The sequence below is a fragment of the Marinomonas epiphytica genome (genome assembly GCF_054780655.1).
In genome coordinates, this window is the sequence record NZ_BAAGVX010000032.1 from 108,903 (window position 1) to 129,653 (window position 20,751).

Here is a 20,751-nt window from a genome sequence, read left to right on the forward strand (position 1 = left end):
CGTGAAGCCAGTGCTCCACGGCGTATGGATGTTGAAATTTTCCCTAAACTTCTAGATAGTCCAAAATTCCTTCTGCGGCTTTGCGGCCTTCATCAATAGCGGTTACCACTAGATCCGAGCCACGTACCATGTCGCCACCAGCAAAGATTTTTTCGTTAGTTGTTTGGAACATGAACTCGCCCTTACTCGGTGCTATAACACGACCACGGCTATCCGTTTCAATACCAAATTTTTCAAACCAAGGGGCTGGGCTCGCTTGGAAACCAAATGCAACTAGCACGGCATCAGCAGGAATAATTTGTTCACTACCTTCAACGACTTCCGCGCTGCGACGGCCGTTCTCGTCTGGCTCACCCATTTGGGTCTCGACCACTTTAATGCCTTCTACCTTGCCATCTCCAACCACTTCAACTGGTTGGCGATTGAATAGGAACTGCACACCTTCTTCCGTGGCATTCTTCACCTCACGGCGAGAACCTGGCATGTTTTCCTGGTCTCGACGGTAAGCACAAGATACGCTTTTTGCACCTTGACGAATCGCGGTACGATTACAGTCCATGGCGGTATCACCACCACCAAGAACAACCACACGCTTACCTTTTAGGTTAATGTAGTCTTCTTCGTCTTCTTCGAAGTCCAGACAGTGGTTCACATTAGAAATCAAGTAATCCAATGCATCGTGTACCCCTGGTAGATCTTCACCTGGGAAACCACCCTTCATGTATTTGTAGGTTCCCATGCCAAGGAACACAGCATCATATTCTTCTAGAACATGTTCAAATGGCACGTCTTCACCTACTGAAGTACCTAATACGAACTCAACGCCCATTTCTTCAAAAATTTCACGACGACGAGTCATAACGCTCTTTTCCAGTTTAAATTCTGGAATACCAAACGTTAGCAAGCCGCCAATTTCTGGGTATTTATCAAATACCACGGGTTTAACACCGTTGCGTACAAGAATATCGGCACAAGCTAAGCCCGCAGGTCCTGCGCCCACAATGGCAACGGTTTTGTTCGCCGGTACAACATTGCTCATATCTGGACGCCAGCCTAAAGCAAAGGCAGTATCCGTGATGTATTTTTCAACAGAACCAATTGTCACGGCGCCAAAGCCACCTTCTCCAAGAGTACAAGCTCCTTCACAAAGGCGATCTTGTGGACAAACACGGCCACAGACTTCTGGTAGTGAGTTAGTTTGATGGCTTAGCTCAGCGGCTTCTAAGATGCTGCCTTCGCTGACCAGTTTCAACCAGTTTGGAATGTAGTTGTGCACTGGGCACTTCCACTCACAGTAAGGGTTACCACACTCTAAACAACGGTGTGCTTGATCTTTCGCCCCTTCTTCTTCAAAGGGCTTATAAATTTCGACGAACTGCGCCTTACGAGTAATTAAAGGCTTCTTTTTCGGGTCTTTACGATCCACTTCGACGAACTGAAATGCATTGTTCAAGCGCTCAGACATAAGCTGCTATCTCCTGTGGCCACTATCAACGAGCGGCACTCTCTCAAATGGGTCAAACTGTTTTGTTCACAATGCCTATATTCAGGCATTGTGATCGCGTGTTTTATTCTGGACGTTGACGAGTGTTTGCTAATAGCGCGCCAAGACTCGCGGCTTTTGGTTTCACCAGCCAGAATTTACCAATGTAGTCATAGAAATTTTCTAGGATTTCATGGCCCCATGCGCTGTCAGTTTCACGAACATACTCTTCGATCACCGAACGAAGATGTGAACGATATTCTTCTGTTAACTCAGTACCAATACGGTGAATTTCCACCAACTCATGGTTGTACTTGTCTACGAAGGTACGATCCAAGTCCAACACATAGGCGAAACCACCTGTCATACCTGCTCCGAAGTTATAACCAGTGCTTCCTAGGACGGTCACCAAGCCCCCTGTCATGTATTCACAACAGTGGTCGCCCGCTCCTTCAATCACGGTATGTGTACCTGAGTTACGAACGGCAAAGCGCTCACCTGCCGTACCCGCTGCAAATAGCTTGCCGCCTGTAGCACCGTATAAACAGGTATTACCAATGATGGCAGATTCATTTGATGCAAACACAGAACCTTGTGGTGGACGAATCACCAGCTTACCGCCAGTCATACCTTTACCAACATAATCGTTGGCATCGCCTTCCAAGTACATGTTCAAGCCACCCGCGTTCCAAACACCGAAACTTTGGCCTGCTGTGCCTTTTAATTTCAAGTTTAATGGTGCATCTACCATACCTTGGTTACCATAGCGCTTAGCAATTTCACCTGATAAGCGAGCACCAATAGAACGGTCGCAGTTGGTTACATCGAACTCGAAGTCTCCGCCTTCTTTCTCTTCAACAACGCTTTGTACTGTTTCCCACATGGTTTTCGCCAACACACCTTTATCATGAGGCGGGTTAAACGGTGTTTCACAATATTGCGGCTTATCTGCAGGGATAGCATCGTTATTCAAAATTGGAGAGAGGTCCAAGTTTTTCTGTTTGTCTGTTTCACCTGGCAATAGCGTTAATAGGTCAGTTCGGCCGATCAGATCTTGCAAGCTTGCCACACCCAATTTTGCCAACCAAAGACGAGTATCTTCAGCCATGAAACGGAAAAAGTTTTTGATCATTTCCACTGTGCCAATAAAGTGGTCATCACGTAGGTGCTGATCCTGAGTTGCGACCCCTGTTGCACAGTTGTTCAGGTGACAAATACGTAGGAACTTACAACCCATTGCCACCATAGGTGTTGTACCAAAGCCAAAGCTTTCAGCACCTAGAATCGCGGCTTTTACAACATCGAGACCGGTTTTCAAACCGCCATCTGTTTGCAGACGAATATTGCCACGTAAATCGTTAGCACGAAGTGCTTGTTGGGCTTCAGCAAGGCCTAACTCCCAAGGAGAACCCGCATGACGAATAGACGTTAATGGTGATGCAGCTGTTCCGCCATCGTAACCAGAAATAGTAATCAAGTCAGCGTAGGCTTTCGCGACACCTGCAGCAATCGTTCCCACTCCTGGCTCAGATACCAACTTAACAGATACTAGTGCATCAGGATTAACCTGTTTAAGGTCGAAAATTAGCTGAGCCAAGTCCTCGATAGAGTAGATATCATGGTGGGGTGGAGGTGAAATCAAGGTGACACCAGGCACCGCGTAACGTAAACGAGCGATCAGACCATTTACTTTACCGCCAGGTAACTGGCCTCCCTCACCTGGCTTAGCACCCTGTGCTACTTTGATCTGTAGCACTTCTGCATTCACTAGGTATTCAGGAGTTACACCAAAGCGTCCTGAAGCAATTTGCTTGATCTTAGAGCGACGCTCGGTTCCATGACGAGCTGGGTCTTCCCCACCTTCACCAGAGTTTGAACGACAGCCCAATTCATTCATTGCTTGAGCCAAAGCTTCATGAGCTTCTGGCGACAAGGCACCTAACGACATACCAGCTGAATCAAAACGCGGCAAAATGTTTTCAACGGGCTCGACGTCCTCTAATGCTATCGACTTAGCCTGCTCTGAAATACCAAACAAATCACGAATCATAGACGCAGGGCGAGTATTTACTAGCTCAGCGTATTTAGTGAAGTCTTCAAAGCGGCCACTGCCCACTGCCGTTTGCAAATTGCGAACGACATCAGGGTTAAACGCATGGTATTCCGCATCATGGACATACTTTAAGTAACCACCTTGCTGGATTGGTTTACGTAATTTCCATGCATTGCCCGCAATAGATGCTTGCTCACGCTGGAAGTCCATAAAACTTGCTCCTTCAATACGGCTAGAAACACCTTTGAAACACAAATCAATGACTTCAGAAGCTAAGCCCACCGCTTCAAACAATTGCGCTCCACGGTAAGAAGCAATTGTCGAGATGCCCATTTTCGACAAAATTTTCATCAAGCCTTTGTTAATACCTTTACGGTATTTCACATGACAAGAAATTGGGTCACCCAACACTTCGGCTTTTTCAACCATGTCGTTAATCAGGCGGTAAGACAAGTATGGATACACCGCCGTTGCACCAAAGCCTAATAGCACGGCAAATTGATGCGGATCACGAGCAAAACCAGTATCTGCAATGATGTTCGAATCACATCTTAGGCCCACTTTAGTTAAGTGGTGGTGTACTGCACCGACAGCCATAGGAGCAGGAACCGGAAGACGGCCTTTCTCTATGTCTCTATCCGTTAGCACCAAGATTACAGCGCCATTACGCACTTCCTGTTCCGCTTTCACTTGCAAATCTTTAATAGCTTGCTCAAGTGACATTTCAGCTGGGTCGTAATTGGTATCCAGTCGAACTAAACGGAACCTATGATCATTCATGGCCAACAAACGGCTAAACTTACGTGGCGATAAAATCGGCGACGATAAGATAATACGGTTAGCGTGCTTTGGTGTTTCTTCGAAAAGGTTGCGCTCCACACCAATACAGGTCTCAAGTGACATGACAATCGACTCACGCAATGGGTCGATTGGTGGGTTTGTTACCTGCGCAAACTTCTGACGGAAATAATCACTGACAGGGCGAGTCTGGCTCGACATAACAGCCATAGGAGTGTCATCTCCCATAGAGCCAACGCCTTCATGGCCACTTTCAGCAAGTGGTCGGAAAATTTGGTCGCGTTCTTCAAAAGACACTTGGAACATCTTTTGGTACGCCAGCATTTCTTCTTTAGTGAAGTTTTCAAACTCTTGTGAAGACTCAGCCAAGATGGTTTCAATACGAATACCTTCTTGCTTCAACCATTTCTTATAAGGGTGTGTGGCTTTCAGGCGGTTATCAATATCGTCCGTATGTAGAACCTTGCCGTTTTGTGTATCCACGACCAACATTTGGCCTGGCCCGACACGACCTTTAGCAACAACATCCTGATCTTTGTAGCCATACGTACCAATTTCAGAAGCTAGGGTAATAAAGCCATTTTTAGTGATAACCCAACGTGAAGGACGCAAGCCATTTCTGTCAAGCATACAAATAGCATGACGACCATCTGTCATTACTAAACCGGCTGGACCATCCCAAGGCTCCATGTGCATAGAGTTATATTCATAGAAAGCTCTTAGCTCTGGGTCCATGTTTTCAACGTTCTGCCAGGCTGGCGGAATAATAAGACGCGCAGCACGGAAAATATCCATACCACCAGTCACTAGGATCTCTAACATGTTGTCCATTGACGACGAGTCAGAGCCCGTTAAGTTCACAAGTGGTTGCAGATCCTGTAATTCAGGAATCAAAGGAGAACGTAATTTATTACCACGTGCTAGTGCCCAGTTGCGGTTACCTTCTATGGTGTTAATTTCACCGTTGTGCGCCAACATACGGAAAGGCTGAGCAAGTGGCCAGCGCGGTAACGTATTGGTTGAGAAGCGTTGGTGGAACACACAAATCGCTGTTTTCACGCTGTCATTACCAAGGTCCTTATAGAAAGACGGTAGATCCACCGGCATCATCAGACCTTTGTAAGACAACACTTTGTCAGACAAAGAACAAACGTAAAAGTTTTCGTATTCGGATAATGCAATTTCTGTCTGACGGCGAGCAACAAATAAACGTGTCGCAAAGGTGCGGGCATCCATTCGATTACTGTCAATAAACACTTGTTCAATACGCGGCAAACATTCTTCTGCAATACGGCCAAGACAGCTTGGGTCGGTTGGAACTTCACGCCAACCGATAACTTTTACACCCTGCTCGACTAGCTGTTCTGTTAGAACTTCTCTTTGTTTGCTTGCCAGCTCGGCATCTTGGTCCAAGAAAACCATGCCAATACCGTAAAGGTCTGACAATGTATGATTAAACAAAGACATTGCTTCGCTACGTAAGAAAGCGTCGGGTTTTTGGATCAAAAGTCCACAACCATCACCAGTTTTACCATCGGCAGCGATACCACCACGGTGTGTCATACATGTCAAAGACTCAATAGCGGTTTTTAGTAGCTCATGACTGGCGCTACCTTCCATATGGGCAATTAAGCCAAAACCACAGTTGTCTTTGAATTCGCCAGGGCGATAAAGGCCTGCATTCATACACCAACTCCCACAGTTGAAACGTAAAATAAATAGAAAAATAATTAGGTTATTTGAAGGCGTGTGCTGAAAGAACTAAATAAAAATGATTACTATGTAGCAAAATACAGCCATCAAACGGGATGGACATACTACCTCGGGGGGTGATGCTACTCAAATTAGAGGGGCTGTTGGATCTGTTATTTTCCAGCTTTTTCGTGGGTTTTCAGGGCATACTTCCCCCTAACAGGAGAATTTTCTATGGCGGAGGTTTTTTCAGACAGAAAATTCCTCTGTTCCTTCATGTTTTTCAGATAAAAATGGTTTTTTTTACTTATTTACGACTATTTTTATAAATTTAGGCAGGTTATAGGGAAAATACCGTCAAAAATACTAACACAAACGCCTTTTACTGGCTCTGACGGATACCATCCTGAATACCTCGCACACTGCGAGCCCAAGGGTTTAAAGCTTTTAGATCATTCGGTAGGGATTCAACCACAGCAATGGCTTCACTTCGATTGGGGTAGTTTCCGTAAACTACCACGAACCATTCGCGACCTTTGTATTGGCTTTTAAAGTAGCTAAACGCGTCCACACTGCCTTGTTCACGAATAAAGCTTCTCACTGCACTAAGGTTATAGGTACCAAGCAGCTGCAAGGTATATCTGTTAGGGTTCTGTCCCATCCACCATTGGGTTTTATCAAAGGGGTCAGCTTCTACCCTTTCCGGCTCAACTGGCTCAGTTTGCTGCACTGGCTGCTCTACAATGGGAGCCGCCGCCAAGGTGGGAGCTTCTGAGCGAATGGGCGCCACAGGCACAGCAGGCGTGGAGACAACTGGATTGGTTGGGGCGCTATTATCAGAACTGGCTACATCAATTGTGCCAGTCGGGATTGGAGGTAAGGTCACTCCCCCTTCTTGGCCAATCTGCCGTTGCATTGCATCAATTCGGGCAATCGTCTCTGATGAAGACTGTCCAGCTCTGGGACTCAAGGGAATCACATTGGCAGTTCGGTCGACACTCTGCACGGGGGTATCTTCTGTGTCACTAAACAACACTGCCACTAATATACCCAGCATCACAATAGATAACAGTGCCATATGTACCAAAGGAAAACCCAAGGCAAAATTAAATGCCCGTGTTTTCTTCACTGTGCCATCACCATTACCCATCATGGCTTGAGCATGCTGATTTATACGCCCAGGATACCCCTGAGAGTCTTGGTGAATCTTAGCGACCTGCTTATCTGTAAAGGGTAAATTAATACTTCCCCCCACCGCTCGTACTCTGTGTAATAAGTAGGCTTTGGTTTGTTCAAGAGAGTAAGGAGCTAAAGTCAATGTATGGCTTAGCTGCTCATAACGAGATTTTTGATAAGCATCTAGGTTGCGAGACAGTGAGTGGCTAGTAAACAATGCAACATGAGGTACCATTTGACTCTCTGTCGCCAGAGACATCATATCGAGTAACATGCTAATCGCATCGGTATTCAATTCTTGAGCATTATCGATTAACACTAAAGCCGATTGGCCTTTGCTTTCTAGGTCATGTGCAAATTTCAGCAAGGGACCAAACGTTGTTTCATTAGGCAGCTGAGTAAAATACTCGGCAAATCCTTGGTAAATAGCTTGCAATAATTGCCCTGCTGTCATCAGCATGGAGCCTTTCACATGACAAATCACAGTGCTGTCGTCTTGGTGACGGGCAAACTCCATTAAGAAGCGACTCTTGCCACTCTGTTCAGGCCCTTGCACGACCGATAGCAAATTACTGTAACGGCTTAAATGTTCCAGTAACGCTAACTGCTGATTTCCTTCATCAGACGCAAAGTACACCGAGTCATCTTTCGAGCCAAAAGGGTCTCGCAGCGTCGCCTTTGGCGGCTGATTCAGAGACGCTTCTAAGTCAAACTGAAAATTAGACTCGGACATATTTGTGTTTCACACTCTCTTAGGATTGTTCTGCTTGCTGACTAGCTAGCAAGGCATCTTGTACACATTGATTAAACTCTTCTAAAGCAAAGTCAGAAGTCACATAAGCTTCGCCCAGGTGTTTCAGTAGAACCAAGCGCAAACTACCATCCAGTACCTTTTTGTCCAACATCATGCGCTCGACAAAAGAATCCAATGTCATCTTAGTTGGCGGTAGCACTGGCAAGTTTGCAGCCTTAAAAATCGCCACTGTTCGTACTAAATCATCTGAGCTAATGTTCCCGAGGCGCCAAGATAAGTCAACGGCCAAAACACTGCCTGCTGCAACAGCTTCACCATGCAACCAGTTACCGTAGCCCATTTCAGTTTCAATGGCGTGTCCAAAAGTATGACCTAGGTTGAGGATAGCTCGAATGCCTCCCTCTTTTTCATCTTCCGCCACGACCTTTGCTTTCGCCAAACAAGAACGGTAAATAGCGTCGCTAATTTTTTCTTGTTGTAGGGTCATTAGGTCGTCCATGTTCTCTTCAAGCCAGGTGAAGAAATCGGCATCACAAATCAAACCATATTTTATCACCTCTGCCATGCCTGCTGACAATTCACGACCAGGCAAAGTCGACAAAGTGTCAGTATCAATAATCACAGCTTGCGGTTGGTAAAAGGCCCCTATCATGTTTTTACCAAGAGGGTGATTCACTCCAGTTTTTCCACCAACTGACGAGTCAACTTGAGATAGCAGTGTCGTTGGAACTTGTATAAACGCCACCCCACGTTGATAGGTGGCCGCTGCGTACCCTGCCATGTCTCCAACCACACCACCACCCAGTGCAATTACGGTCGTTGTGCGGTTATGTTTGGCCTCTAATAAGGTGGTCATAATACTGGCATAAGTATCCAGTGTTTTATAACGTTCACCATCAGGTAACACACAGGTGTCAACTTGGTAATCTTGCGATAATAGGTCAACCATGGCAGCCAAGTACTTTGGAGCAACCGTATCGTTCGTTACTATCATGACTTGCTTGCCATTAATGGCTTTATCAAACAGGGATTTCTGTTGGCGGATACCGCTACCAATGTATATTGGGTAACTTCGATCACCTAGATCAACGGTTAAGGTTCGCATTATGAAACTGTTGGCTCCGTGGTTAAGTGCTTTTTGATAGCATCTAGTACTTTATTAGCTACCGCTTTAGGATGTCGTGCGTCGGTTTCTACCACTAAAGTGGCAACGTCTTTATAAAGCGGATCACGAACTTGAAATAGTTTTCGTAAAGTTGCTTTTGGGTCACTCACTTGCAATAAAGGGCGATGGTTGCTTTTCGAGGTGCGATGCAATTGTTGAGCAATAGACGCATACAAATATATCACTAAGTGCCCTTCTTTTAATAAACTGCAGTTTTCCTCACGAGTTACAATGCCGCCTCCGGTGGCTAGCACCACGCCACTTTCTTGCATTTCCAGCATAGATTTCAGGGCGCAAGTTTCTCGTTTACGAAACCCCTCATCTCCTTCTTTATCAAAAATCCAAGGAATATCTGCCCCGGCATTTTCTTCTATCACCTTATCTAGGTCATAGAACTCTTTGCCCATTAGTTGCGAGAGCAAACGACCAATCGTCGTTTTTCCTGCCCCCATTGGGCCGACTAAAATAATATTGGGAGCTTTCATCATTATATTTTTATGTATCAAAATAAGTGGACTGAGATATTTCTCTAGTTTACCGTCATTTGTAGCAGTTTTGGTGTAATAAATACAAGTAATTCAACCTTTTCTTGCTGTTCTATCTGCCTTTTAAACAATCCCCCAAGCAATGGCAGAGAACTTAGCCATGGCACTCTTGCTTCTGACTGCAACGTCTCTTCTCGAAAGATCCCTCCCAGCACTAGAGTTTGCTGATCATTCACTACCACTTGGGTTTTCAAACGATTTGTTTTTAAACTCGGTACACCATTAACCAGCTCCCCAACCGAATCCTGATGAATCACTAACGTAAGTGATATTCGCCCACCTTCTTTTACCCTAGGGGTCACTTCTAGCTTCAAAGCAGCTTGGCGAAACTCTACATGCACATTGTCATCATTCACGGTCTGATACGGGACTTCTGTTCCAGATTCAATATAGGCAGCTTGCCCTTCAGAGGCGACTATTTTGGGTTCTGATACCACCTTTGCCATCCCTTCTGTTTCCATCATATCCAAAGCGAATGACAGCAAACCACTACCACCAGCACTGGCAAAGCTTAAACTACTAGAAGGTAACAACGCCCCAAGTTCAACCGCACCACCCAAGTTGGAACTAATCCCTTTTGATAGCCGCGCCTGCCAATCGACACCAAATTGCGACTGGGCTGAGGTACTGATTTGAGTAATATGAGCCCGAATTTCAATTTGTCTCAATGGTTTGTCTAGCCATGTCAGCGTTTCTTTTATGCCTGCTTGAGACTCACATGAATGAATAATAATGGAGTTCGTTCTTGCATCGGTAACTATAGAGTACTTGGGGTATAGTGTTTGTATGTGCTTACTAACATCTTCACTTTTTGCGTGTTTAAGCACCCAAAGTGAGCGCCGACAAACCGGCACATTTTCTTTTTTATGCTTCGGCATTAACACTGCCACGCCATCTCGCCAAACTAGGTCAATATCTGGTTGCATGCCAACTACCGCCATAATTTCCTGCCAGCTAGCATCTTGCAGGGAAATGCTAAGCTGTGTTTGAACTTGAGAGCTTAACACCAAATTCTCACCCATTTGTGCCGCTAACCAAGGCAGCACTTCTTGAACCGAACGCCCCTCAAAATGCACATCCATAGACCAAACAAACGGACAACTGACACCCGCCATACAGATTAAATTACGGAACAATTGCTTCATTCTTCACTTCCTTGTGTTGTCGCACTTTAAACACCTCTCCCTGAGGAGTTTGCAGCAAGACTCTGTCGTGTTGAATGTCAGAAACCCATAAGCCTTCGCTGGGTAACCAGCTACCCGCCGTTACCCAACGTTTTTGTTCATTCACCGTTAATAAAGCCGACCAAACGCCTTGCTGTGATAGACTTGATAAAAGTTTCCATTCATGACTTATTTGCAAGGGTGTATGCATTTCGATGGGCAACCAGCTCATCCCTGACGCCTGACGACTTTCTTTAAGCATTAACTCTGCCTTCCACACCCCACTTTCAGCCTGTCGCCAAGACAAACTAATCAGCTCCCAACGCTCTTTAGCAAGTACAGCCAACAAGGGTTGCCAGTCTTTTAAATGTACACTGCCAACCAACTGCCATTGTTTTGAGTGACTGGTCGGGGTCGCCGCAACTACAAGCCATGAGGGTATAGGCTGCAAGGCACTCAAAGGCGAAAGCTCTCTCACCGGCATGACACTCGCTGGCTGCGCAGGTTGAAGCGATTGGCTCAGCCTAGTCTCAAACAGAGCACTATAGTGTGGATACCAAGGCAACACTGACAGTATTAAAATAGCGCCTAATAATGGCCACCTAGGCTGCGGTAAAGACAAGGACTTAAGGTGCTGACGCAGTAATAAGGACATCACGCACCTCCGTATTAGATCCAAGTGGCGGTTGATTGCCTAAAACACGCACGTGCCAGTCACCTGTGGCCTTGCTCTTTGCTTGCTGCTGTTGAAAGTGGGCTAAATCTTGTGTTGGCATACTAGCAAAGATACTCGCACTCTGAGCCGTCACCTCGACCGCCCGCACACGACTCGATGTGGGCAAAGATTGGCTCAATAACAAAGCATTCTGAACCAAGCTTGGGCTCTCGTTTATATCATTCGCGCTAGCTTTTACAATTTGTTGCCTGGGAGCCTCTCTTGTCAGGCCAACCTTGCCAACCCATAAAAATAACTGCAAAGCGCATATCACAAGCGCAAAAACACACCACTTGGAACGGTAATCACGTACCCTTTTTTGCTCAGGCTTATAGGGTTGAAGTGCATTTAACCGCCACCATTTAAGTGGTTTTGCTTGTTTCAAACCTAAGCAATATTGATTATAGGACAGCAGGGTAACTGGACTCTTGTGACGCCAAAAAGGCAAACACAATTGACGACGTAGTTGATTATCACAAGCATCAACCTGCATCATATTACCATCATTTTTAGTGTGGTATTGCTGATAGCTAAAGGCTAGATTTTCAGCCGCTAAAAACGTGCTTTCAACAGCAAAGCTCAGAGCGGCAATGGGAGCGACCATGGATGATAAGTCATATTCTAGGCGGTGTTTGCTAGAGCTCACCCAAGCATTAGGAATAACCACAACCACACGGCTCTGGGAAGGTATATCGGTAAGGCTCAACTGTGATTGCCATGTAGCAAGCTCTTCTAAATCTGGCGCACTGATTGAAGCTTCTTGAGCACTAGCATAGTTTTTTGGCGACTGGCGGGCTGGCAACACCTCACAGCCCTGAGCCGTATACCAAACCATACAATAGTTGGAGTTTTTCATCTCACTTCGTCCATGAAGTTGATCGAACTACAAGTATAGGAAGATGTGCCTTATAGGCAAGTTAAGAAAAGTAGTGAAGCCCCTCCAAACCGAACTTATAGTCACACAATTTGATAAAAATTTACTCAGTGTATTTCGACTCTCTTTCACGAACTTAGGTATAATGCTGTTTTATTTTTTGTCCGCCGTTGGAAGTTTATGTCTAAAGCCATCAAAATTTTGTTCATTCTGGCCCTGTTAGGCACTGTCAGTGCTGCTGCTATTACATACGGTATCTACTACAGTGTTAAGGATCGCATCCCAACGGTTGAGGAATTAAAAGACATCGAGCTTAGAATTCCACTTCGTATCTACACCACCGACAACAAACTCATTGGTGAATTTGGTGAGCAACGCCGCACCCCTATTCAATATGAAGACATTCCCCCTTATTTAGAGCAGGCCATTTTGGCTGCGGAAGATACCAACTTCTATCAACACCCAGGTGTAGATATTTTAGGACTGGGGCGTGCTGCCATGCAATTAGTGACCAGCGGTCAAATTCAAAGTGGCGGTAGTACCATTACTATGCAGGTAGCGCGTAACTATTTTCTATCTTTCGAACAAACCTTTACCCGTAAGTTTACCGAGATCTTTATTTCTCTAAAGATGGAGCAAGAGTTAACTAAGCATGAGATTTTAGAGTTGTATGTGAACAAAATTTACCTAGGTAAACGAGCCTACGGTTTTGAAGCGGCCGCACAGGTTTATTATGGTAAAACTTTAGGTGAACTTGATCTTGCACAGCTGGCAATGATTGCAGGTTTGCCCAAAGCACCTTCTTTATACAACCCTATCGTTAACCCTTCTCGCGCGTTGATCCGTCGCAACTGGATTTTACAACGCATGCTAAGCTTAGGAATGATAGATAAAGAGTCTTATCAAAGCGCTGTTGAGTCCCCAGTTAGCGCCGAAAATCATGGTGTGGCTCCGGATATTGATGCGGGCTATGTTGCCGAGATGGTGCGCTCTGAGCTTTACGATACTTTTGGTAACGATTTATACAATACCGGCCTTACTGTTTACACCACTATCAATGCGGAGCGCCAAGAGTCTGCCAATGAAGCCGTTTTTAATGGCGTTTTGAATTATGATCGACGCCATGGTTACCGCGGTTCCCTTGAAACCCGCCCAGATTTAATAGAAGCGCCACTGGAAGAGCAAGTAGAGGCTCTGCAAGCCATAAGCCGCTTTCAAGATTGGCAAACAGCTCTTATACTCGATATACAGGATCAGCAGGCAAGCGTTCGACTCGCCAACAGCGACATCGCCCAACTACCTTGGGATGGCGTAAAATGGGCTAGTGCCTATATTGATGAGAGCCGCAGAGGGCCAGCCCCCAAAACGATACAAGACGTGCTCGTGCCAGGCGACATTGTGCGCTTACGCCCAGATGAAACCCTAGGCTGGGCACTCACTCAAAAACCTGAAGTGCAAACGGCGCTGGTATCTCTAAATAGCCACAACGGAGCAATTGAAGCACTCGTGGGTGGTTTTAATTACTTTGAGAATAAGTTTAATCGAGTTACCCAGTCAAAGCGTCAGCCGGGCTCCAACTTCAAACCCTTTATATACTCTAGTGCCTTGAGCCGTGGCTATACTGCGGCCAGCGTGATAAACGATGCCCCTGTTGTGTTTAATGATTCTAACCTTGCTAAAGCTTGGCGACCAACCAATGATAGCGGGAAATTCTATGGCCCCACGCGCTTAAGACAAGCCTTATACCGCTCTCAAAACGTAGTATCTGTCCGTTTGCTAGACGAACTTGGCATTCGCCCTACTTTAGAGTTTTTACGTCGTTTTGGGTTTGATCCAAACGAGCTTCCTAATAACTTATCACTATCTTTAGGAAGCGCGAACCTATCGCCTCTGCAAATCGCCTCAGGTTATGCGGTTTTCTCTAATGGCGGCTACCAGATCAAACCCTACCTAATTGACCGAGTAGAGGATCGCAACGGCGAAACCGTTTTCCAAGCCGAACCTATTACTGTCTGCCACACTTGTACTCTGCTTGAGCAGGTTGAAGGTGAAATGCAAACGGGTCTATTTAATACACCAGAAGGGATTATTGATTTGCCTGTTGCTCCGCAAGTGCTTGACCCTGAAGTGGATTATATTATCTATGATATGATGCGAGACGTCATAAAATACGGTACAGGGCGACGCGCACGCGTGTTAGAACGTGGTGATATTGCAGGCAAGACAGGGACAACCAATGATGGTCGCGATGCTTGGTTCTCAGGCTTCAATGGCGAAATTGTCACATCCGTCTGGAGTGGGTTTGATAACTCTTCACCTCTTGGACGTGGTGAATGGGGGGGCTCGGTTTCTCTCCCTGTATGGATAGACTATATGCGTTCAGCCCTAGAAGGAACGCCTGAGTCCTATGTCACTAAACCTTCTAGCCTAGTAACCGTACGAATCGACCCAACTACTGGAGAGAGAGCGGCACCAGGGCAAAGCAACGCGATCTTTGAAGTATTTAGAAAAGGCAAGGTACCCGCTCAACGCAATATAGCCATTCAAACGAATGAGCCAGCTAACTCGCAGGAGCAAAACGCTTCTATAGAAGAAGCCGCACTCGACAATCTCTTCTAACTTGTAATTAGGTCACATTAAAAAAGGCTCTGCATCAAAGATGCAGAGCCTTTTTACTTTCGGTCTTTTAAACTAGCTTAAGCGCCAAAGTGCTCTAAGTTTTCTAGTGGGTAAAAATCTGGGTATGGCAACATTGCCACGCCAGAATCAACTGCCGCTTTCGCTACCGCTGCAGAAACGACATTAAGTAGGCGAGCGTCCATTGGTTTTGGCAAGATGTATTCCTTACCAAAAGCCAACGCTTGACCACCATATGCCGCCACAACATCAGCAGGAGCTTCTTCTTTCGCCAGATCTTTCAATGCATGTACTGCTGCGACTTTCATTTCTTCATTGATCTTAGTTGCACGTACGTCTAAAGCACCACGAAAAATGAAAGGAAAGCCTAATACGTTGTTAACCTGGTTAGGATAATCAGAGCGACCTGTCGCCATGATCAAGTCGTCACGAGTTTGGTGTGCAAGCTCTGGGCTAATCTCTGGGTCTGGGTTTGAACAAGCAAACACCACTGGATTTGCTGCCATTTTGCTTAGTTGCTCTGAGGACAGTAGGTTAGGACCAGATACACCGATGAAAACGTCTGCACCGTCAATGGCATCATCAAGAGTGCGCTTATCAGTATCAATGGCGAACATGGTTTTAAATTGGTTCAAATCGTCACGACCAGAGTGAATCACACCTTTACGGTCTAAGACAAAAATGTTCTCAGGCTGTGCACCACAAGCAATGATTAGCTTCATACAAGCCGTAGCGGCCGCACCAGCACCTAGGCAAACAATTTTCGCGCTAGCGATATCTTTACCCTGTAACTCAAGTGCATTCAATAGACCCGCTGCCGTAACAATCGCTGTACCGTGCTGATCATCGTGGAACACAGGGATATTACAACGCTCAATCAACTGACGTTCGATCTCAAAACACTCAGGCGCTTTAATGTCTTCTAGGTTAATACCACCGTAGGTATTCGCAATACGAGCGACTGTATCGATAAAAGCCTGTGGACTTTCGGACTCTACTTCCACATCCACAGAGTTAATGCCTGCGAAGCGTTTAAAAAGAAGGCCTTTACCTTCCATTACTGGTTTACTAGCAAGTGGACCTAAGTTACCCAAACCAAGAATTGCAGAACCATCAGAGATAACAGCAACTAGGTTGCCTTTACCTGTATAGCGATATGCATTTTCTGGGTCCTTAGCAATTTCGCGACAAGGTTCAGCTACGCCTGGACTGTATGCTAAAGAAAGATCGCGTGCCGTCGCAGTTGGCTTCGAAATCGTTACAGTAAGTTTGCCTGGAACTGGATTTTCATGGTAATCCAATGCCGCTTGCTTCATGTCTTCTGCCATTTTTGATGTTTCCGTCTGTTGGTGTATTTAGTTTTATAATAATTTTTTCAGTGTTTAATAGTAAACCTAGATCTACTGACACTTTATCATTGTGTTAACTCAGAATAATCTATCTGAGGAAGCCTTTAAAGCGCAATTTTACCAGAAAGCCGAGAAGATTGACTCTTAATCAATTCAGTCTGCGCAAATCATTCGGATGCCTGATAGTAAGCACCCAAGATTGATAGTCTGGACGGCGACTGTTGCGATAGTACTGCCATCCGCGAGCCTCCAGCGTAAGACCCTCTAGCTTAAAAACGTCTTGTGCCGTCCAATAATCTAGGGCGCTTTTGGGCAGGTTAAGCCTCACATTACGATTTGTTGCGAGCCACCAGCTGGATTTTGTGTGAATAATTTCGGTGATGGTCAATCGTCCTATTACAAAGCCAGCTTTTGGCTGCCATTGTGGAACGCTCTGCCATAGTCCTAATTGTTTATCTCGTGCTTGCTTTTCAGCGTGTTGTAAACAAGCCTGATAAGATAAGTTGGGAGGCACAGCAATACGATAACCGAGTCCTTTGGATAATAACTGACTCGCCAGTAAATTACGATCTTCATCGAACAGGTAAGCTAAATATCGACCATACCTGTCTTGTTTATCAGGGCCTAACTGAAGCCAGACAAATTGTTCGGCGTTACTTGTTAAAGCCACTTTAGCTTCGATCGCAAAGGCTTGGTGATGACCTTCTTGATAATCTATCTCTGGAGTATTCAATCCAATCAGACGAATTTTTCGACCATCTTTCAGGTGGAGGGTATCGCCATCAACAACCTGGGCAACGGCAACTTTTTCAAGTTCACCATTGGCCTTACATGCCTGTGCTAAAGAAATGGCTGGGTATAAAAACAAAAAAAGCGCCAAGTACACTTGGCGCTTTTTTCGTAAAACTTGTTTCATACAACCAATTACTTAGAAGTACGACGAGCTCCGAAACGCTTGTTGAAGCGATCAACACGACCACCAGTGTCTAGCATTTTTTGCTGACCTGTGTAGAAAGGGTGACATTGGCTACATACGTCGATGTGCATGTCTTTACCAGCTGTTGAGTTAAGGGTTAGCGTGTTACCACAAGTACAAGTTGCAGTAATAGTTGCGTAATTTGGGTGGATTTCTTTTTTCATAATATATACCTTCATAATTGGTGTGCCGCCACTCGGTCGATCATCACGGGTCATTACCACGCTACGCCTAGCACCGCACCGTTTTCTGTACAGACATTGTACAGCGGTTCCAAGAACGACGTATTCTAGGTGCCTTGGGGCAATTCATCAACCTTTTTCTTATTAATTTCACACTCGCTTGTGCCCTACAGTCTGTCGTACACTTAACCCATAACACTTTCGCTTACATTTAGACAAAAAAGGCCCATATTCTTGCATGACTGAGGCAATGCTCACCCCATTTTCTTACTTAAGAGTCGCTTTAGCCGTGCCGATGCGCACCCTGTTCGATTATCGCATTCCGAAAGCGCTTGCCATGCGTCATCTGTTGCAGCCTGGCATGCGAGTGAAGGTACCGTTTGGTAAGAGCTATCGATTAGGCATTATTGTTGAGTTAAGTCAGCAGACGGAATGGCCTGCTGAACAGGTTAAGCCCATTACTTCTTTGATAGATGAGCACCCTGTCATTAATGAGGAGCTACTTACCCTTTGTAAATGGGCAGCGCGATATTATCACCACCCTATTGGTGATGTGCTATTTCATTCCTTACCTGTTCTCTTACGCAAAGGAGAAAGCCCTACATTTCGCTCTGAAAATTGGTGGCGTATTAGTGAACTTGGCGCAACCACGGATCTTGAAGAATTACAGCGCGCACCTCGTCAGCAAGACTTTTTAAAAGCGGTACAACAACACCCCCAAGGCATTAGCCAACACGCCGTTTCATTGCTAGATCTTTCCCTTAGTGCCGCAAAAGCATTAGAAAGCAAAGGCTTCATTATTAAAGAACAACGTGCGTTAAACAAAAGCGGTGAAAAGCATACCCATCAAACACAAGTTCCCCCAATTTTAAATGACGAGCAAAAACAGGCTACAGAGAAGTTACTCACACAACAGGGATTCGCCGTATCTCTTTTGGATGGCATTACCGGTAGTGGTAAAACAGAAGTATTTTTAAGAGTCATTGAAAAGCTTATTGAGCAAGACAAACAGATACTGGTAATGGTGCCAGAGATTGGTCTCACACCCCAAACTTTAAAAAGGTTTGAACACAGGTTTAATACCGACATTGTTTTAATGCATTCCAACATGAACGACCGAGAGCGCTTAGATGCTTGGCTAATGGCGCAAAGTGGCCATGCAAAAGTGATTATTGGAACCCGTTCGTCTGTGTTTGTGCCTGCACCCAAGCTTGGCCTCATTATTATTGATGAAGAACATGATAACTCCTACAAGCAACATGAAGGCTTTCGTTATCATGCTCGTGACTTGGCCATCAAAAGAGCTCAAGGCAGGGATATCCCAGTTTTATTAGCTTCTGCCACTCCTTCCTACGAGAGTCTAGCTAATGCTCTACAAAAAAAGTTCAGCTGGCTAAAGCTGCGTCAACGGGCAGGAAGCGCTCACGTCCCAGAAATGGAAAGAGTGGATTTACGAGGCCAAGACCTAACCCATGGTTTTAGTGATCGGGCCCTCAGCTTAATGAAGCAAACACTGGAGAATAAAGAGCAAGTTTTGGTGTTTCTTAATCGACGAGGCTACGCCCCAACCTTGATGTGTCATAGCTGCGGGTGGATCGCTACGTGTGACCATTGTGACGTTAACCTCACCGTACACCGTAAGGCCAACAAGCTTCATTGCCACCATTGCAACGCCCAGCAAGCTCTAATTCGCACCTGTCCAGACTGCCAGTCAGAAGAGCTATTCACGGTGGGCGAAGGCACGGAACAAATTGAGGGGAAATTGCAGCCTCTTTTTAAAGATACGCCAATTTTACGCATCGACAGAGACAGTACCCAACGCAAATCCGCCATGACCAAGTTGACGCAAAAAATACTGGAGCACGACCAAGCCATCTTGGTTGGAACGCAAATGCTTGCCAAAGGTCATCATTTTCCTAATGTCACCCTCGTCATTATCATGGACGCTGATGCAGGGCTGTTCTCTGCCGATTATCGAGGAATGGAACGTACTGCCCAACTGATTACTCAGGTATCAGGCCGAGCAGGGCGAGCGAAAAAACCCGGCCATGTACTACTGCAAACTTACCACCCAGACCACCAAGCCATTGATTGTCTGTGTACACAAGGCTATGAACACTTCGCCTTGGACGGTCTCAATGAGCGCAGAACCTTGGCATTACCCCCTTTTTATCACCAAGTTATTGTGCGCGCGGAATCAGCCAACGAGAACGATGCAATGCAACTTTTACACGCCATGCGCTACGAACTTGAGCCAAATTTTCCAGGGGGGATCGAGTTAGTGGGTCCTTACTCTGCAATCATCGTTCGTAAGGCTGGCCAACATCGCGCATTGGTCTCTATCAAGGCACATCAAAGAGCACCACTGCACGAAGTCACTGCTATGATGACTCACTGGCTTGAGCAAACAACGAGACAAAGTAAAATTCGTTTTGCAATCGATGTAGATCCACTGGAAACCTATTAAGCAAACCCGCATAATAGGCGCTGTTTTTCAGCAAGCCTTAACTATGTTTAATCCAATACAAATTGCCGCTAAAAAGACCAGTCGCCCTCGCAAAGGTGCGACCCGTCGTAGTACGCCACCACCACGCAAAAAAGTCGCTTGGTGGTTATGGTTGCTTATTCCTTTAATCGTAGCGTTATTTGCCTATGGATTATCACAACTTAGTCAGGTTAAGCCTGAACCGACGCCAGCCCCTGTGCCGGTTAGCAAACCTAAAGTAGAGAAGAAACCAGCGCCTAAAAAACCTGTTACGACTCAAAAGAAAGATAATTTTGAGTTTTATCAGATTCTACAAGACAGTGAAATCGACACTAGCCACGTGGACGCCTACCAATCCACACCGAGAGAAGAGCAAGACTTCTATTATATGATCCAAGCAGCATCATTCCGCGATGCCAGTGATGCAGACCGTATGCGAGCTAATCTGATTTTATCTGGCTTGCCTGAAACAAGCATTAGAGAAACCACAGGAAAAGACAACCGCCCTTGGTATCGGGTGGTATTAGGCCCTTATGAATCACGCTCCTTGATGAACCGAGCGGAAGATAAATTAGTGTCTATGGACATTTCGTCCTACTCTTACAAAATCAAAAAAGAAGAGTAACTCATTTTCCATAGCAAAGGGGTAAGCCCCTTTGCTTCCTCTCCTTGAAATCCTACATGTCATCCCCACCTAGTAATGA

14 protein-coding genes are annotated in these 20,751 nt (G+C 45.6%); 3 read left to right on the plus strand and 11 right to left on the minus strand.

The genetic code is table 11. From position 1 onward, the window contains the following. Positions 1-43: 43 nt before the first annotated feature. The 8 genes from ACYVGZ_RS10130 to ACYVGZ_RS10165 form a co-directional block, all read right to left on the minus strand. A complete protein-coding gene (locus tag ACYVGZ_RS10130; RefSeq protein WP_460754833.1) occupies positions 44-1,465 on the minus strand; it encodes an FAD-dependent oxidoreductase in 1,422 nt (473 codons plus the stop codon). Between the two features lie 103 nt (positions 1,466-1,568). After that, positions 1,569-6,020, minus strand: a complete 4,452-nt coding sequence (gene gltB / locus ACYVGZ_RS10135; protein WP_460754836.1) for a glutamate synthase large subunit — start codon at positions 6,018-6,020, stop codon at positions 1,569-1,571. Between the two features lie 388 nt (positions 6,021-6,408). Beyond that, positions 6,409-7,935, minus strand: coding sequence for an AAA family ATPase (locus ACYVGZ_RS10140; RefSeq protein WP_460754838.1), 1,527 nt, complete (start codon positions 7,933-7,935; stop codon positions 6,409-6,411). A gap of 19 nt (positions 7,936-7,954) precedes the next feature. Continuing rightward, positions 7,955-9,061 carry a 3-dehydroquinate synthase gene (aroB, locus tag ACYVGZ_RS10145; RefSeq protein WP_460754840.1) on the minus strand — a complete coding sequence of 369 codons (1,107 nt, stop codon included), beginning with the start codon at positions 9,059-9,061 and terminating at the stop codon, positions 7,955-7,957. After that, complete coding sequence (locus ACYVGZ_RS10150) at positions 9,061-9,609, minus strand: shikimate kinase (protein ID WP_460754843.1); 549 nt, start codon at positions 9,607-9,609, stop codon at positions 9,061-9,063. Before ACYVGZ_RS10150 ends, aroB begins: the two co-directional genes overlap by 1 nt. A gap of 41 nt (positions 9,610-9,650) precedes the next feature. Further along, a complete protein-coding gene (locus ACYVGZ_RS10155; RefSeq protein WP_460754844.1) occupies positions 9,651-10,811 on the minus strand; it encodes a type II and III secretion system protein in 1,161 nt (386 codons plus the stop codon). After that, positions 10,792-11,484, minus strand: a complete 693-nt coding sequence (locus ACYVGZ_RS10160) for a hypothetical protein (RefSeq protein ID WP_460754847.1) — start codon at positions 11,482-11,484, stop codon at positions 10,792-10,794. Before ACYVGZ_RS10160 ends, ACYVGZ_RS10155 begins: the two co-directional genes overlap by 20 nt. Continuing rightward, the gene (locus ACYVGZ_RS10165) at positions 11,456-12,400 is read right to left on the minus strand and encodes a hypothetical protein (RefSeq protein ID WP_460754849.1); all 945 of its coding nucleotides are present in this window, start codon (positions 12,398-12,400) and stop codon (positions 11,456-11,458) included. Before ACYVGZ_RS10165 ends, ACYVGZ_RS10160 begins: the two co-directional genes overlap by 29 nt. Positions 12,401-12,598: 198 nt before the next feature. Between ACYVGZ_RS10165 and ACYVGZ_RS10170 the strand changes: the two genes are divergently transcribed. Next, complete coding sequence (locus tag ACYVGZ_RS10170; RefSeq protein WP_460754852.1) at positions 12,599-15,037, plus strand: penicillin-binding protein 1A; 2,439 nt, start codon at positions 12,599-12,601, stop codon at positions 15,035-15,037. A 77-nt stretch (positions 15,038-15,114) separates the two neighbouring features. On the opposite strand, the gene ACYVGZ_RS10175 is transcribed toward ACYVGZ_RS10170, so the two are convergent. The 3 genes from ACYVGZ_RS10175 to rpmE all read right to left on the minus strand — a co-directional run bounded on the left by ACYVGZ_RS10175 (position 15,115) and on the right by rpmE (position 17,544). Then, the gene (locus ACYVGZ_RS10175; protein ID WP_460754855.1) at positions 15,115-16,383 is read right to left on the minus strand and encodes a malic enzyme-like NAD(P)-binding protein; all 1,269 of its coding nucleotides are present in this window, start codon (positions 16,381-16,383) and stop codon (positions 15,115-15,117) included. A 169-nt stretch (positions 16,384-16,552) separates the two neighbouring features. Further along, positions 16,553-17,320 carry a thermonuclease family protein gene (locus ACYVGZ_RS10180; protein ID WP_460754858.1) on the minus strand — a complete coding sequence of 256 codons (768 nt, stop codon included), beginning with the start codon at positions 17,318-17,320 and terminating at the stop codon, positions 16,553-16,555. 8 nt (positions 17,321-17,328) lie between these two features. Then, complete coding sequence (gene rpmE, locus ACYVGZ_RS10185) at positions 17,329-17,544, minus strand: 50S ribosomal protein L31 (protein ID WP_460754895.1); 216 nt, start codon at positions 17,542-17,544, stop codon at positions 17,329-17,331. Positions 17,545-17,800: 256 nt separating this feature from the next. Here rpmE and ACYVGZ_RS10190 point away from each other — a divergent pair, with 256 nt between their 5' ends. Together ACYVGZ_RS10190 and ACYVGZ_RS10195 are read left to right on the plus strand one after the other, a co-directional pair. Beyond that, positions 17,801-20,029, plus strand: a complete 2,229-nt coding sequence (locus ACYVGZ_RS10190; RefSeq protein ID WP_460754861.1) for a primosomal protein N' — start codon at positions 17,801-17,803, stop codon at positions 20,027-20,029. Between the two features lie 43 nt (positions 20,030-20,072). Next, positions 20,073-20,672 (plus strand): SPOR domain-containing protein, encoded by a 600-nt coding sequence (locus ACYVGZ_RS10195; protein ID WP_460754864.1) that lies wholly within the window; start codon positions 20,073-20,075, stop codon positions 20,670-20,672. The last annotated feature ends 79 nt before the right edge of the window (positions 20,673-20,751 follow it).